General features: G+C 70.5%; 12 protein-coding genes. 6 read left to right on the top strand and 6 right to left on the bottom strand.

What is annotated here, in order from left to right:
- Window positions 1–350 precede the first annotated feature (350 nt).
- Window positions 351–1,292, top strand: a complete 942-nt coding sequence (locus tag ACFY9V_RS28710) for an aldo/keto reductase (protein WP_391163569.1) — start codon at window positions 351–353, stop codon at window positions 1,290–1,292.
- Between the two features lie 24 nt (window positions 1,293–1,316).
- Here ACFY9V_RS28710 and ACFY9V_RS28705 read toward each other — a convergent pair whose 3' ends face one another.
- From ACFY9V_RS28705 to ACFY9V_RS28680, 6 genes are all read right to left on the bottom strand, one after another.
- Window positions 1,317–2,333 (bottom strand): LacI family DNA-binding transcriptional regulator, encoded by a 1,017-nt coding sequence (locus ACFY9V_RS28705; RefSeq protein WP_355350172.1) that lies wholly within the window; start codon window positions 2,331–2,333, stop codon window positions 1,317–1,319.
- A gap of 159 nt (window positions 2,334–2,492) precedes the next feature.
- Entirely contained in the window at window positions 2,493–2,813 is a 321-nt protein-coding gene (locus ACFY9V_RS28700) for an L-rhamnose mutarotase (protein ID WP_391163568.1), read from the bottom strand.
- 81 nt (window positions 2,814–2,894) lie between these two features.
- Complete coding sequence (gene rhaS / locus ACFY9V_RS28695) at window positions 2,895–3,998, bottom strand: rhamnose ABC transporter substrate-binding protein (protein ID WP_391049393.1); 1,104 nt, start codon at window positions 3,996–3,998, stop codon at window positions 2,895–2,897.
- Between the two features lie 80 nt (window positions 3,999–4,078).
- Window positions 4,079–5,224: an ABC transporter permease gene (locus ACFY9V_RS28690; protein ID WP_391163567.1), complete on the bottom strand. Its 1,146-nt coding sequence runs from the start codon at window positions 5,222–5,224 to the stop codon at window positions 4,079–4,081.
- The gene (locus ACFY9V_RS28685; protein ID WP_355350160.1) at window positions 5,217–6,272 is read right to left on the bottom strand and encodes an ABC transporter permease; all 1,056 of its coding nucleotides are present in this window, start codon (window positions 6,270–6,272) and stop codon (window positions 5,217–5,219) included. Before ACFY9V_RS28685 ends, ACFY9V_RS28690 begins: the two co-directional genes overlap by 8 nt.
- Window positions 6,269–7,789 (bottom strand): sugar ABC transporter ATP-binding protein, encoded by a 1,521-nt coding sequence (locus tag ACFY9V_RS28680; protein WP_355350157.1) that lies wholly within the window; start codon window positions 7,787–7,789, stop codon window positions 6,269–6,271. The genes ACFY9V_RS28685 and ACFY9V_RS28680 overlap by 4 nt, the downstream gene beginning before the upstream one ends.
- A 299-nt stretch (window positions 7,790–8,088) precedes the next feature.
- Here ACFY9V_RS28680 and rhaI point away from each other — a divergent pair, with 299 nt between their 5' ends.
- The 5 genes from rhaI to ACFY9V_RS28655 all read left to right on the top strand — a co-directional run.
- A complete protein-coding gene (gene rhaI / locus ACFY9V_RS28675; protein WP_391163566.1) occupies window positions 8,089–9,255 on the top strand; it encodes an L-rhamnose isomerase in 1,167 nt (388 codons plus the stop codon).
- Between the two features lie 248 nt (window positions 9,256–9,503).
- On the top strand, window positions 9,504–11,558 hold the full coding sequence (locus tag ACFY9V_RS28670) for a bifunctional aldolase/short-chain dehydrogenase (RefSeq protein ID WP_391163565.1): 2,055 nt from the start codon (window positions 9,504–9,506) through the stop codon (window positions 11,556–11,558).
- Window positions 11,559–11,893: 335 nt separating this feature from the next.
- Window positions 11,894–13,399: an FGGY-family carbohydrate kinase gene (locus ACFY9V_RS28665; protein WP_391163563.1), complete on the top strand. Its 1,506-nt coding sequence runs from the start codon at window positions 11,894–11,896 to the stop codon at window positions 13,397–13,399.
- 61 nt (window positions 13,400–13,460) lie between these two features.
- Complete coding sequence (locus tag ACFY9V_RS28660) at window positions 13,461–14,282, top strand: (Fe-S)-binding protein (RefSeq protein ID WP_355350145.1); 822 nt, start codon at window positions 13,461–13,463, stop codon at window positions 14,280–14,282.
- Window positions 14,279–14,979, top strand: a 701-nt coding sequence (locus tag ACFY9V_RS28655) for an LUD domain-containing protein (RefSeq protein ID WP_391163561.1), incomplete at its 3' end; no start/stop codon positions are given. The genes ACFY9V_RS28660 and ACFY9V_RS28655, both read left to right, overlap by 4 nt.

Below are 14,979 nucleotides of genomic sequence, written 5' to 3'. Positions count from 1 at the left end.
CCGGCACCGCGCGTCCGATCGGCGCGGCAGAAGAAGAGAGGTCAGCCGGAGACCACAGAGGTGAACTGAATGAACTTCCGCATCTGGGCAGCGCCCATCACCAAGGCAGTCATCGAGTCACACCTCCTGGCCGTACTCACGAGCCGACAGCGGCGAGCCACTTCCGCGGCTCCCGCTCCAACATCAGGGACCGTAGCCCCTCCCCCACCGCCTCCGCCACCGAATTAACGCCCGCCGCCGCGGGCGGGCTGAGAGCGCCGGAGCAAAGCGGAGGGATCTCCGGTAGTGGTACGGTCGAAGAAGCGGAGTGACCTCCGCTTGTTCTGGTGTCGCACGGGAACGGGATGCTCATGGCTTCCAGCGGGATGACCTCGGACGGGACGACGGCCGGCGGGGCGCGGCGGGCCGGAGGGGCGGGGGCGCTGGCCGGGCGGACGGTGTCGCGCGTCGGGTACGGGGCGATGCAACTGACGGAGCGGGCCGGGCGGGCCGCCGCGGTCGCCGTACTGCGGCGGGCGGTCGAACTCGGGGTGGACCACGTCGATACGGCGCAGTTCTACGGCGACGGCTTCGTCAACGGGGTGATCCGCGAGGCGGTCAGGTCCGAGGACGAGGTGCTGGTCGCCAGCAAGGTGGGGGCCGCACCGGATTCCGGCGGCCCGGTGCACCTGCGACTCGCGCAGAAGCCCGAGGAGTTGCGGGCGGCCGTGGAGGACAATCTCGCGAGCCTCGGCCTCGACCGGATCCCGCTGGTGAATCTGCGCCGCACCGATGTCGGGCCGGGCCTGCGGGCCGAGGGCGACCAGGTGGTCGAACTCGACGACCAGCTCGCGACGATGGTGGCGCTGCGCGACGAGGGCAAGATCGGCGCGATCGGGCTGAGCAGCGTGAGCCTGGACAATCTGCGCCGGGCGATCCCGGCGGGCATCGCGTGCGTGCAGAACGCGTACAGCCTCGTGGCGCGCGACGACGAGGACATGCTGGCCCTCTGCACCGCGCAGGACATCGCGTGGGTGCCGTACTTCCCGCTCGGCAGCGCCTTCCCCGGCCTGCCGAAGGTGACCGACGAACCGGCGGTGATCGCCGCGGCGCGGGCGCTGGGCGCCACCCCCTCCCAGATCGGCCTGGCCTGGCTGCTGCACCACGCGCCGAACGTCCACCTCATCCCGGGCACGTCGAACACCGCCCACCTCGAAGCGAACGTGGCCGCGGGCGCGCTCACGCTCGACGCCGCGACCCTCGCCGCGCTGGACGCCGTCCCGACCCGGCCGAACGACGCCCCGCTCACGTAACGCGGGGCGCGCGGCCGGACCCCCTCAGCGCGCCCCGAGGCTGGAGCCGCGCACGACCAGCTCCGGCTGGAGGACGACCTGGCGGTGCTCGTGGCCCTCGGGGTCCGCCGTCTCCTCCAGCAGCATCTCGGCGGCGAGCCGCCCCATCGCGACGGCGGGCTGCCGGACCGAGGTCAGCGGTACGGCCGCGGCGGCGGCGAATTCGATGTCGTCGTAACCGACGATGGCCATCTCCTCGGGGACCGCGATCCTGGCGGCGAAGACCGCCTGGAGGACCCCGAGGGCCAGCAGGTCGTTGGCGCAGAAGACGGCGGTGGGCCGGGGCGCCAGGCCGAGCAGCCGGGCTCCGGCGTCGCGGCCCGCCGAGACGTCCAGCCGCTCGGCGGACACCTCGGTCAGCGATTCGGGCGGCAGTCCGGCCTCGGCCAGCGCGGCGAGCGCCCCGGCGCGGCGGTCGCGGACCTGCGGGAGTTCGGGCGGGCCGCCGACGTAGACGATCGAGCGGTGTCCCGCGGCGATCAGGTGCTGGGCGGCGAGGCGTCCGCCGACGACGTCGTCCACCGAGACCGAGCAGACGGCGACGTCGGCGGAGACCCGGTCGACCAGGACGTACGGAATGCCCTGGCTGCGCAGCGTCTTGAGGCTGTGTCCGGTCGCGTCGGCGGGGGTGACCAGCACGCCGCGCACCCGCTGCTCGGCGAAGAGCGACAGGTACTCGACCTCCTCGCTGGTGCTCTGCGCGCTGTTGCAGACCATGACGCCGAGTCCGGCGGCGCGGGCGGCGCGCTCGGCGCCGCTGGCCACGTCGACGAAGAAGGGGTTGCCCATGTCGAGGACGAGCAGCGCGACGATACGGCTTGCCCCGGCCCGCAGTTGGCGGGCGGACTCACTCCGTATGTAGCCGAGGCGGCTGATGACCGACTGCACCCGGGTCCTGGTCTCCTCGGACACCAGGTCCGGGCGGTTGATCACATTGGAGACGGTCCCGACCGAGACACCCGCCTGCCGTGCCACGTCCTTGATCCCAACCATGGGCTCCACTGCTCCGTCCCGCCCGCCGCAGGCAGGGCTCCTCGTAACGCTCATCCGGCGTCGGCGCGACGTGCTCGACGTTCACCCGGAATCAACGCATTGAACTTATTCAAGCACAGTGCGTGCTGGTTGATCCGGCACGAACTGAATCGTTCCAACCTCTCATGTTCACGGAAGGTGGAACACCTCGGTGAGCGGGACCATCGCCGCGTCGGGCGCGGCGCCGTCCAACTCCTCGAAGAAGCCCGCCATTTCCGCCTGCCAGCGGGCGTTCACCTCCGTACCGTCCATGGCGGCGCGCGCCCGCTCGAAGTCCTCGGTCTCCAGATAGCCGACGAGCAGGCCGTCCTCGCGCAGGAACAGCGAGTAGTTGTGCCAGCCGGCGGCGGACAGCGCCTCACGCATGCGCGGCCAGACGTCCGCGTGCCTGGCACGGTACTCGTCCAGCCGTTCCTGACGGACCTTCAACACAAAGCAGACGCGCCGCACTTGAGGATTTCCTTCCGCACACCGCCGGCCCGGACCCACAGGGCCGGCGGTCCAACTGCCTTACTGGATGGTGCCGTCGGCTCAGAAGTTGAACTGGCCGATGTTCGCCTTGTCGAAGACGGTCGGCTTGCCGAGGACGATGACGCTGTCCTTGCCGACGGTGAAGGTGCCCATGTCGCCCGCGGTGAAGGTCTCGCCCTCGGCGCCGGTGATCTGGCCGGAGGCCAGCGCGACGGCGGTGTAGCCCGCGAGCGCGCCGAGCTTGGCCGGGTCCCACAGCTCAAAGGACTGCACGGTGCCGTTGTTGACGTACGCGCGCATGTCGTTGGGCGTGCCCAGGCCGGTGAGCTGGACCTTCCCCTTGTACTTGGAACCGCTCAGGTACTGCGCCGCGGCCTTGATGCCGACCGTGGTCGGGGAGATGATCCCCTTCAGGTTCGGGTACTGCTGGAGCAGGCCCTGGGTCTGCTGGAACGACGCCTGCGCGTCGTCGTTGCCGTAGGCGACCTTGACGAGCTGGATGTCCTTGTACTCCGGCTTCTTCAGCTCGTCCTTCATGAAGTCGATCCAGGTGTTCTGGTTGGTGGCCGTCTGGGCCGCCGACAGGATCGCGATCTGGCCCTTGTTGTTGATCTGCTTGGCCATCAACTGGACCTCGGTACGGCCCAGGTCCTCCGCGCTGGCCTGCGAGACGAACGCGTCACGGCAGTTGGTGTTGGTGTCCGAGTCGTACGTGACGACCTTGACGCCGTTCTTGCGGGCCTGGTTCAGCGCGGTGCACAGCGCGCCGGGGTCCTGCGCGGACACCGCGATGGCGCTGACCTGCTGCTGCGTCAGGGTGTTGACGTAGCTGACCTGGCCCGCGGTGTCGGTGCCGCTGCTGGTGCCGACCTCCTTGTACTTCTCGCCGAGCGCCTCGACGGCCTTCTTGCCGCCGTTGTCGGAGATGGTGAAGTACGGGTTGTTCACCTGCTTGGGCAGGTAGGCGATGGTCAGGCCCTTCTTGACGGGCGCGTTCGGGTCGGCGGAGGCCGACGCCTTCGTACCGGATCCGGCGGAGGCCGATTCCGAGTCCGAGCTGGACTTCTTGGTGGTGCCGCCACAGGCAGCGGCGCTGAGCGCGACGACGGCGACAACGGCGACCGCGGCCGCGGCGCGACGGGCGGGGGCGGTTCTGTACGACATGCGGGTGTCCTTTCGATGCCGCACTCGCGGCAGGTGACGACCAGGTGAGGGTGTTCGGACGACGTGCGTGGTGCGGGGGGTCAGGTGGCGGCCAGTGCGGCCGGTGGTGGCGCGTCGGCGGTTCTGCGCCGGGCTCGCGCCCTGCCCACCTGCCGGGCCACCCGCGGTGCCAGTACCGAGATCACCAGCAGGACTCCGGTGATCAGGATCTGGGACTGCGCGGAGACGTTGATCAGACTCATCACGTTCTGGAGCGCGCCGAGCAGGAACACTCCGGCGATCGCGCCGCCCAGCGTGCCCTTGCCGCCGTCGAAGTCGATGCCGCCGAGCAGCACACCGGCGATGACGGACAGTTCGAGGCCGGTGGCGTTGTCGTAGCGGGCGCTGGCGTAGTGCAGGGCCCAGAAGACGCCGGTGAGCGCGGAGATCGTGCCGGTGGCGACGAACATCGACAGCTTCAGCCGCTTGGTGCGGATGCCCGCGAAGCGCGCGGCCTCCTGCGAGGCGCCGACCGCGAACAGCGAGCGGCCGACCGGGGTGGCGTGCAGGACGACGACCGCGATGACCAGCAGGACGGCCCACGGGATGGCGGCCTGCGGGATGAAGGTGCCGCCGATCCGCGCGGAGCCGAAGTCCAGGTACTGCTGCGGGAAGTCGGTCACCGAGTTGGAGCCGAGCACGATCTGCGCGATGCCGCGGTAGGCGGCCAGGGTGCCGATGGTGACGGCCAGCGAGGGCAGTCCGAGCCGGGTCACCAGCAGGCCGTTGACCAGGCCGCAGACCACGCCGAGCAGGATGCACAGCGGGATGATCATCTCGATGGCCATGCCGTCGTTCCACAGCTTGCCCATGACGGCGCCGGACAGGCCCGCGGTGGAGCCGACCGACAGGTCGATCTCGCCGGAGATCACCAGCATCGTCATCGGCAGCGCGATGAGCGCGATCGGCAGGGTGTTGCCGATCAGGAACGACAGATTCAGCGCGTTGCCGAAGTTGTCGACCAGGGAGAAGGAGCAGAGCAGCAGGACGACGAGCAGGGCTCCGACGACGGTGTCCCAGCGGAACGCGTCCCGCGCCCAACCGGTCGCCGTACGGCCCGCGGTGGCGGGCTTCGCGCTCGCGGACGGCTTCGTACCGGCGGACGGGTTCGTACCGGCGGGCGGCTTCGTACCGGCGGACGGCTTCGCGGCCTTCGCCGGACCGGTGGATTTCGTTGGCTCAGGCATGAGTTGTCGCACTCCTTGTCTGTGCGGCCCGCTTACGGAGCACCGCCGCGACCCGCAGCGCGACCACCCGGTCGACGGCGATGGCCAGCAGCAGGAGGACGCCGTCGATGGCCTGCACCCATACGGAGCTGACGCCGATCGAGGGGAGCACGCTGTTGATCGAGGTCAGCAGCAGGGCGCCGAGCGCGGCGCCGTACAGGCTGCCGGAGCCGCCGGTGAAGGCGACGCCGCCGACCACCACGGCGCTGACGACGGTGAGTTCGTAGCCGCTGCCGGTGCCGGAGTCGACATTGCCGAAGCGGGCGAGGTAGAGAGCGCCCGCCAGGCCCGCGAGGGCGCCACAGACGATGTAGGCGGTGAGGATGCGCTTGCGGACCGGCACACCGGCCAGCCGCGCGGCCTCCGGGCTCGAACCGAGCGCGTACAGGTCGCGTCCGCTGCGGTAACTGCGCAGGTAGTACGCGGCGATGATCAGCACGACCGCGGTGAGCAGCGCGAGATACGGGACGGCGCCGAGGCCGTCGTGTCCGAAGCTGCCGAAGCCCGACGGGAGGTCGGCGGCGGTGATCTGCTTGGAGCCGAACCAGATCGAGTCCAGGCCGCGGATGATGTAGAGCGTGCCGAGGGTGACGACCAGCGCGGGCACCTGGCCGAGGCTGACCAACAGGCCGTTGACGATGCCGAATCCGGCGCCGAGGGCGACCGCGATCAGGATGGCGACCAGCGGATTGCCGCCGCCGCGCAGGAACTCGCCCGCGGCGAAGGCGGTGATGCCCAGCGTGGAGCCGACCGACAGGTCGACGTTCCGGGTGATCACCACCATGGCCTGGCCGACCGCGACGAGCACCAGGATGGTCGCGTTGAGCAGCAGGTCCTTGATGCCCTGCTGGGACAGGAAGGCGCTGTTGTCGAGCTGGGTGGCCAGCAGCATCAGCACCAGGACGACGAGGATGGCCAGTTCCCTGACCTTCAGCACCCGGTCGAGGAGGCCGCCGGTGGAGGCCGTGTCCGGCGGCGCGGCCGACGCCGGTTTGGCGGTCATGGTCATGCCGCGTTCCTTCCGCGGCCGGTGGCCGCTGCCATGACGGATTCCTCGGTGGCGTCCGCGCGCGGGATGTCGGCGGCCAGCCGGCCCTCGTGCATCACCAGGACACGGTCGGCCATGCCGAGGATCTCCGGGAGGTCGGAGGAGATCATCAGGACGGCGAGGCCGTCGGCGGCGAGCTGCGAGAGCAGCCGGTGCACCTCGGCCTTGGTGCCGACGTCGATGCCGCGGGTGGGCTCGTCGACGATCAGCACCCGGGGGTCGGTGGCCAGCCACTTGGCCAGCACCACCTTCTGCTGGTTGCCGCCGGACAGCGTGCCGACGACATCGGCGAGCCGGGCGTACTTCACCTGGAGGCGCATGGCCCAGTCGACGGCGCGGCTGCGCTCGGCGCCGCGGTCCATCAGGCCCGCGCGGGTGGTGGCCTTGAAGCCGGTGAGATTGATGTTGCGCTCGATGGACATCTCCATGACCAGGCCCTGTTCGCGGCGGTCCTCGGGTACGAGGGCCAGGCCCGCGGCCATGGCGAGGCTGGGGGCGCCGGACTTCAGCGGGCGGCCGTCGACCTCGACCTCGCCCGCGTCCCAGCGGTCCACGCCGAAGACGGCGCGGGCCACCTCGCTGCGCCCGGCGCCGACGAGTCCGGCCAGGCCGACGATCTCGCCGCGCCTGACGTCGAAGGACACGTCGGTGAAGACGCCTTCACGGGTCAGCCTGCGCACGCTCAGCGCGACGTCGCCGACCTTGGCGTCCTGCTTGGGGTAGAGCTCGTCCAGGTCACGGCCGACCATCCGGCGGACCAGGTCGTCCTCGGTGAGGCCGTCGACCGGCTCGCTGGCGATCCAGGCGCCGTCCCGCAGGGTGGTGACCTGCTGGCACAGCGCGAAGACCTCTTCCAGCCGGTGCGAGATGAACAGGACGGCGGCGCCGTCCTCGCGCAGCGCCCTGACGACGCCGAAGAGCCGGGCGACCTCGCTGCCGGTGAGGGCGGCGGTGGGCTCGTCCATGATCAGCACGCGGGCGTCGAAGGAGAGCGCCTTGGCGATCTCGACGAGCTGCTGGTCGGCGATGGACAGGCCGCGGGCGGGCTGGTCGGGGTCGAGGTCGACGCCGAGCCGCTTGAAGAGTTGCTCGGTGGCCTTGTGCACGGCCTTGTGGTCGACCCGGCCGAGCGAGCGGCGCGGCTGGCGGCCGACGAAGATGTTCTCGGCGATGGAGAGGTCGGGGAAGAGCGTGGGCTCCTGGTAGATGACGGCCACACCGGCGTCGCGCGCGTCGGCCGGGCCGTGGAAGACCACCGGCGCGCCGTCGAGCAGTACCGTTCCGGTGTCCGGTCGGTGCACCCCGGCCAGTGCCTTGATCAAGGTCGATTTGCCGGCGCCGTTCTCCCCCGCGAGGGCGTGCGCCTCACCCGCGTACAGCCGCAGTGAGACGTCGCGCAGTGCCCGTACCGCGCCGAAGGACTTGCTCACCCCCTCCAGCGCGAGGACCGGAGTCCGTTCCGGTTCGGGGTCGGTCATTGATGTCTCCTGGATCTCCCGGTCTTGCGCCGCGGGGTGAAATGTTTCAATGGAGTTGCCGGGACGTTAGCCCCGCTTGATCAGGCCGTCAAGAGTCCGTGGAAGCCATTTCGGGAGATCAACCCCCGACGGACGGCCAATCGCGGCTGGAAAGAGACCCTCTAGCAGCGCGTCCGGCTCATGTGACACGATTCAATAACGGCGACCGGCCCGCCATCGGGTTCTCGTCATGACCATTGACATGGCGCAGTGTCGCCTTTAAGGTGAGCCGTCAAATGAAACGATTCACAGAGGTTGCCATGACAGACCTGTCGGCCGTGAAGGCGGCGCTGAAGTCCCAGCGGATCGAGACCCCTTCGTGGGCCTACGGCAACTCGGGCACCCGTTTCAAGGTGTTCAGGCAGGAGGGCGTGCCGCGTAACCCGTACGAAAAGCTGGACGACGCCGCCCAGGTGCACGCGGCCACCGGCGTCGCGCCCATCGTCTCCCTGCACATCCCCTGGGACCTGGTGGACGACTACGCGGCGCTCGGCGCGTACGCGAAGGAGCGCGGCCTGACCCTGGGCGCGATCAACTCCAACGTCTTCCAGGACGACGACTACAAGCTCGGCTCGGTCACCAACGCCGATCCCGCGATCCGCCGCAAGGCCGTCAGCTATCTGCTGGAGTGCGTCGACATCATGGACGCCACCGGCTCGCGCGACCTGAAGCTGTGGTTCTCCGACGGCACCAACTACCCGGGCCAGGACGACATCGTCGCCCGCCAGGACCGGCTCGCCGAGGCCCTGTCCCAGGTGTACGACCGGCTCGGCGACGACCAGCGGATGCTGCTGGAGTACAAGCTCTTCGAGCCCGCCTTCTACACCACGGACGTCCCCGACTGGGGCACCTCCTACGCGCACTGCCTCAAGCTCGGCGACAAGGCGCAGGTCGTCGTGGACACCGGCCACCACGCGCCGGGCACCAACATCGAGTTCATCGTCGCGTTCCTGCTGCGCGAGAAGAAGCTCGGCGGCTTCGACTTCAACTCCCGCTTCTACGCCGACGACGACCTCATGGTCGGCTCCGCCGACCCCTTCCAGCTCTTCCGGATCATGCACGAGGTCGCCAAGAACGGCGGCCTGGAGCAGGAGACCGGCGTCGCCTTCATGCTCGACCAGTGCCACAACATCGAGGCGAAGATCCCCGCGATCATCCGCTCGGTGATGAACGTCCAGGAGGCCACCGCCAAGGCGCTGCTGGTCGACCTCGACGCTCTCGGCGCCGCCCAGCGCGCCGGTGACGTACTGGAGGCCAACGCCGTACTGATGGACGCCTACAACACCGACGTCCGGCCGCTGCTCGCCGAGGTGCGCACCGAACTGGGTCTCGACCCCGACCCGATGGCCGCCTACCGCGGCTCCGGCTGGGCCACCCGCATCACCTCGGAACGCGTCGGCGGCGAACAGGCCGGCTGGGGCGCTTGATTTTTTAAGGCTCGGTTCACCTCCGCTGCGCTTAGTCGCTGTCGACGGTCGATCGTGCTCGGTTGCTCGTTCCTCACAACCTGCGCGCGTTCTCCCTTTCAACAGCGACCGCTCCGCTTCGGTTCACTCGCCGACTCTCCTGACGGCGAGCCCACGCGGCCGACCGGCTCCGCGACGCGCAGTGGAGCCTCCGAGCCGGTCGAGCTCGTCGCACCCGCACCCGTACTCATTCCTCCGAAGGACACCGCATGGCTTCCGCCTCCAGTTCCGACGACAGCACGGTCGGGGCGCTGCTCGGCCGTTCGAACCGGCTCGGATCCGATCCGCGCAACACCAATTACGCGGGCGGCAACACGTCCGCCAAGGGCACCGCGCCCGACCCGGTGACCGGGGCCGACACCGAGCTGATGTGGGTCAAGGGGTCCGGCGGCGACCTCGGTACGCTCACCGGCTCCGGTCTCGCGGTGCTGCGCCTGGACCGGCTGCGCGCCCTCACCGAGGTCTACCCGGGGGTCGAGCGCGAGGACGAGATGGTCGCCGCCTTCGACTACTGCCTGCACGGCAAGGGCGGCGCGGCGCCGTCGATCGACACCGCGATGCACGGGCTGGTGGACGCGGCGCACGTGGACCACCTGCACCCGGACTCCGGTATCGCGCTGGCGTGCGCGGCCGACGGCGAGGCGCTGACCAAGGAGTGCTTCGGCGACACCGTGGTGTGGGTGCCCTGGCGCCGCCCCGGCTTCCAGCTCGGGCTGGACATCGCGGCGGTCAAGGAGGCCCACCCGGAGGCGATCGGCTGTGTGCTGGGCGGGCACGGCGTCACCGCCTGGGGCGCCACCTCGCAGGAGTGCGAACGCAATTCGCTGCACATCATCCACACCGCGGAGACCTTCCTCCAGGAGCGCGGCAAGGCCGACCCGTTCGGCGCGATGCTCGACGGGTACGAGCCGCTGCCGGAGTCCGAGCGGCGCGCACGGGCCGCCGCGCTGGCACCGCTGCTGCGCTCGATCGCCTCCCAGGACCGGCCGCAGGTCGGCCACTTCACCGACTCCCCCGAGGTGCTGGACTTCCTGTCGCGCGCCGAGCACCCGCGGCTGGCGGCGCTGGGCACGTCCTGCCCGGACCACTTCCTGCGCACCAAGGTCCGCCCGCTGGTCCTCGACCTGCCCGCGGGCACGGCCCTCGACGAGGCCGAGGCCCGGCTGCGCACGCTGCACGAGGAGTACCGCGCCGAGTACGCCGCCTACTACGAGCGGCACGCCTCGCCCGACTCCCCCGCCATGCGAGGCGCCGACCCGGCGATCGTCCTCGTGCCGGGCGTCGGCATGTTCAGCTACGGCAAGGACAAGCAGACCGCGCGCGTCGCGGGCGAGTTCTACGTCAACGCCATCAACGTGATGCGCGGCGCGGAGGCCGTCTCCTCGTACAAGCCGATCGAGGAGTCGGAGAAGTTCCGTATCGAGTACTGGGAGCTGGAGGAGGCCAAGCTGCGGCGGATGCCGAAGCCGAAGCCGCTGGCCACCCGGATCGCGCTCGTCACCGGTGCCGGGTCCGGCATCGGCAAGGCCATCGCCCAGCGGCTGGTCGCCGAGGGCGCCTGCGTAGTGGTCGCGGACCTCGACGCGGGCAACGCCGCCGCCGTGGCCGAGGAGCTGGGCGGTCCCGACAAGGCCGTCGCGGTCACCGTGGACGTCACCTCCGAGGAGCAGATCGAGGCGGCCTTCGCCGACGCGCTGCTCGCCTTCGGCGGGGTCGACCTCGTCGTCAACAACGCGGGGATCTCGATCTCCAAGCCGCTCCTGGAGACCACCGCCAAGGACTGGGACCTCCAGCACGACATCATGGCCCGCGGCTCCTTCCTCGTCTCCCGCGCCGCCGCGCGCGTCATGATCGAGCAGAAGCTGGGCGGCGACATCGTCTACATCGCCTCCAAGAACGCGGTCTTCGCCGGGCCCAACAACATCGCCTATTCGGCCGTCAAGGCCGACCAGGCCCACCAAGTGCGTCTCCTCGCCGCCGAGTTGGGTGAGTACGGGGTACGTGTCAACGGCATCAACCCCGACGGGGTCGTCCGTGGTTCCGGCATCTTCGCCGGCGGCTGGGGGGCCAAGCGGGCGGCCGTCTACGGCGTCGAGGAGGCCAAGCTCGGGGAGTTCTACGCGCAGCGGACGCTCTTGAAGCGAGAAGTTCTTCCCGAGCACGTCGCCAATGCCGTCTTCGCCCTCACCGGCGGGGAGCTGACCCACACGACCGGGCTTCACATCCCCGTCGACGCGGGCGTCGCAGCCGCCTTCCTCCGCTAGGGCGTGTCACCCTGCGCAGGGCCGGTGTTCAAGGGCACGGCCCTAGGCGTTCGCCCTGCGCAGGACGTGCCCCGTCGGGGGCGCCGGGGGCACCTCCCGGCGTAAGGCTGGGGGAGGAAACTGCGCGACAAGCCCCCACCGGCCGGTGGTCGGGACACCACCGAATTGCCCCTCTGGGGCCGGTGGTGACCTGCGGGAGCGCTTCGGCTGAGCGCGCAGTTCCCCGCGCCCCCAAAAGATTCGGCCTAACGCCTCGCGTAGGAGAGCCGTTCCGGGGCGCGGGGCGGGAAGAATGAAGGACCGCACTCCGCAGGAGTGGCCGTATAAGGAGAGGCATGATCGGCGAACCCCCAGGCGCAAGCCCAGCCGCAGGCGTGTTCGCGGCGGCGGACCTCGGCGCGACGAGCGGCCGCGTCGTCGTGGGCCGGGTGGGCGGCGGGGAACTGGCCCTCACGGAAGTGAACAGGTTCGCGAATGTGCCGGTGCGGCTGCCGAGCGGGCTGCACTGGGACCTGCCGGGCCTGTTCACCGGCGTTCTGGACGGACTGCGCGAGGCGGCGAGGTCGGGCGCCGCGGTGGCGTCCGTCGGCGTGGACACGTGGGCGGTGGACTACGGCCTGCTGGACGCGGACGGCGCGCTGCTGGGGATCCCGTACCACTACCGGGACAGCCGTACGGCGCAGGTGGCGCCGCGGGTGCGGGACGAGGTCGGCGCGCAGGAGCTGTACGCGGCCAACGGCCTCCAGCACCTGCCGTTCAACACGGTGTTCCAGCTCGCGGCGGCGCGGGACACGGTCCAACTGGCCGCCGCGCGGACGCTGTTGCTGATCCCCGACCTGGTGACGCACTGGCTGACCGGCAGTGTCGGTGCGGAGGTCACCAACGCCTCGACGACGGGCCTGCTGGACGCCCGTACGGGCGAGTGGTCGCGGGACCTCGCCGACCGGATCGGCCTGGACCCGGCGTTGCTGCCGCCGCTGCGGCAACCGGGCGACAGCGCAGGGGAGTTGCTGCCGCACATCGTGGCGGCCACGGGTCTGGCGGCGGGGACGCGGGTCACCACGGTGGGCTCGCACGACACGGCCTCCGCGGTGGCGGCGGTACCGGCCACCGCGCCGGGTTCCGCGTACATCTCCTGCGGCACCTGGTCGCTGGCCGGGCTCGAACTGGACGCGCCGGTGCTCAGCGCGGCGTCGCGGGCCGCGAATTTCACCAATGAGCGCGGGATCGACGGCACGTTCCGCTATCTCAGGAACATCATGGGGATGTGGCTGCTGGAGGAGTGCCGTCGGGTCTGGGCCGCGCGCGGCGAGCCCTCCGAGCTGGCGTCGCTGCTCGCGGACGCGGGCCGCGCGGAGCCGTTCGGCGCGGTGATCGACCCGGACGCGCCGGAGTTCCTGGCACCGGCCGACATGCCCGCGGCCATCGCGGACTACTGCGTGCGTACGGGGCAGCGCCCGCCGGAGAGCCGGGGCGCGCTGGTCCGCTGCGTGCTGGAGAGCCTGGCGCTCGCGCACCGCAGGGTGCTGCGCAAGGCCGCCGAACTCGCCGACCGGGAGATCACCCACATCCATCTGGTCGGCGGCGGCAGCCGCAACGAACTGCTGTGCCGCCTCACCGCGGACGCGTCCGGGCTGCCGGTGATCGCCGGGCCCACCGAGGCGACCGCGCTCGGCAACATCCTCGTCCAGGCCCGCACCCACGGCCTTGTCGGCGACCTGGCCCGGATGCGGCAACTGGTCGCCGACACGCAGGAGTTGCGCCGGTACGAGCCGCGCGGTGACCTGCGCGCCTGGGACGCGGCGGACGCCCGTATCTCCGGTGCCCCCGCCGCCCCCTGACCGTCCGTCACCCGCCCAACCGCCGTCCGTCATCCGCCCGCACGACCCCGAGGGAGCCGCGATGCGTGCCGCCCTGTTTCTCACCTGCGTGAACGACACGCTCTATCCACGGACCGGCCAGGCCGTCGTCGCGCTGCTGACGCGGCTCGGCGTCGAGGTGGACTTCCCGATGGGGCAGACGTGTTGCGGCCAGGCGCACTACAACACCGGTTACCGGCACGAGGCGGAGCCTTTGGCGCGCCGCCAGGCGCGGGTCTTCGCCGGATACGACTACGTGGTCACGCCGTCCGGCTCCTGCGCGGCGATGGTGCGGGACATCTACCCGCGCCTCGGCGAACGGGCCCGGGAGGAGGGCCGCGGCGACGAGTTGAGCGAGGCGCTGGCCGACGTGGTGCCCAGGACGTACGAGTTGACGGAGTTCCTGGTGGACGTGCTGGGGGTGACGGACGTGGGCGCGTACTTCCCGCACACAGTGACGTACCACCCCACCTGTCACGGGCTGCGGATGCTGGGGCTCGGTGAGCGGCCCCGGCGGCTGTTGGAGGCTGTGAAGGGGCTTGAGCTGCGGGAGTTGGAGGGTGCGGAGGAGTGCTGCGGCTTCGGCGGCACCTTCGCCGTGAAGAATCCCGATGTCTCGGCCGCGATGGCCGCGGACAAGGTGCGGCACGCGGAGGAGACCGGCGCCGACGTGCTGTGCGCGGCCGACAACTCCTGCCTGATGCACCTGGACGGCACGATGTCCCGGCAGCGCACCGCCATCCGCCCGGTGCACATCGCGGAGATCCTGGCCAGTACGCGGGAGCACCCGCTGACGGTCCCGACCGCCGGGGTTCCGGTCCATGTCGCCACGGGCGGCGCGCGCAATGGAGGAGTGGTCCGATGAGTGGTACGTATCTGGGTCTGCCGTCGTTCCCGAAGGCCGCCGCCTCGTCCACGAAGGACACCCAGCTCCGCGCGAACCTCACCCACGCCACCCACACCATCCGCGACAAACGCGCCAGAGCCATCGCAGAACTCGCCGACTGGCCCCAACTCCGCGCAGCGGGCGCCGCCGTCAAGGACCACACCCTGCGCCACCTCGACCACTACCTCCTCCAGCTCGAGGAGAACATCACCGCCGCCGGCGGCACCGTCCACTGGGCCCTGGACGCCGACGACGCCAACCGCATCATCACCCGCCTCGTCCAGGACACCGGCGAAACCGAAGTCGTCAAAGTCAAATCCATGGCCACCCAGGAAATCGGCCTCAACGACGCCCTGACCGCCGCCGGCATCACCGCCTACGAAACCGACCTCGCCGAACTCATCGTCCAGCTCGGCAACGACCTCCCCTCCCACATCCTCGTCCCCGCCATCCACAAAAACCGCCACCAGATCCGCGACATCTTCCACACCCAGATGACCAAATGGGGCCGCCCCGCACCCGACAACCTCACCGACACCCCCGCCGACCTCGCCGAAGCCGCCCGCCTCCACCTGCGGGAGAAGTTCCTCCGCGCGAAAGTCGGGATCTCCGGCGCCAACTTCATGATCGCCGACACCGGCACCCTCGTCGTCGTCGAATCCGAAGGCAACGGCCG

Origin of the sequence: Streptomyces sp. NPDC008317, assembly GCF_042955955.1 — a bacterium.
In the GTDB taxonomy this organism is placed as follows: domain Bacteria; phylum Actinomycetota; class Actinomycetes; order Streptomycetales; family Streptomycetaceae; genus Actinacidiphila.
Note: the sequence above shows the minus strand (reverse complement) of the source record. Positions and strands in the feature narration are given on the sequence as shown.

What these genes read in the sequence shown, in the direction of transcription:
- ACFY9V_RS28710 (WP_391163569.1), top strand. Translation starts at nt 351, where the DNA reads ATGGCTTCCAGCGGGATGACCTCGGACGGGACGACGGCCGGCGGGGCG.
- rhaS (WP_391049393.1), bottom strand. Translation starts at nt 3,998, where the DNA reads ATGTCGTACAGAACCGCCCCCGCCCGTCGCGCCGCGGCCGCGGTCGCC.
- ACFY9V_RS28690 (WP_391163567.1), bottom strand. Translation starts at nt 5,224, where the DNA reads ATGCCTGAGCCAACGAAATCCACCGGTCCGGCGAAGGCCGCGAAGCCG.
- ACFY9V_RS28685 (WP_355350160.1), bottom strand. Translation starts at nt 6,272, where the DNA reads ATGACCATGACCGCCAAACCGGCGTCGGCCGCGCCGCCGGACACGGCC.
- ACFY9V_RS28680 (WP_355350157.1), bottom strand. Translation starts at nt 7,789, where the DNA reads ATGACCGACCCCGAACCGGAACGGACTCCGGTCCTCGCGCTGGAGGGG.
- rhaI (WP_391163566.1), top strand. Translation starts at nt 8,089, where the DNA reads ATGACAGACCTGTCGGCCGTGAAGGCGGCGCTGAAGTCCCAGCGGATC.
- ACFY9V_RS28670 (WP_391163565.1), top strand. Translation starts at nt 9,504, where the DNA reads ATGGCTTCCGCCTCCAGTTCCGACGACAGCACGGTCGGGGCGCTGCTC.
- ACFY9V_RS28665 (WP_391163563.1), top strand. Translation starts at nt 11,894, where the DNA reads ATGATCGGCGAACCCCCAGGCGCAAGCCCAGCCGCAGGCGTGTTCGCG.
- ACFY9V_RS28660 (WP_355350145.1), top strand. Translation starts at nt 13,461, where the DNA reads ATGCGTGCCGCCCTGTTTCTCACCTGCGTGAACGACACGCTCTATCCA.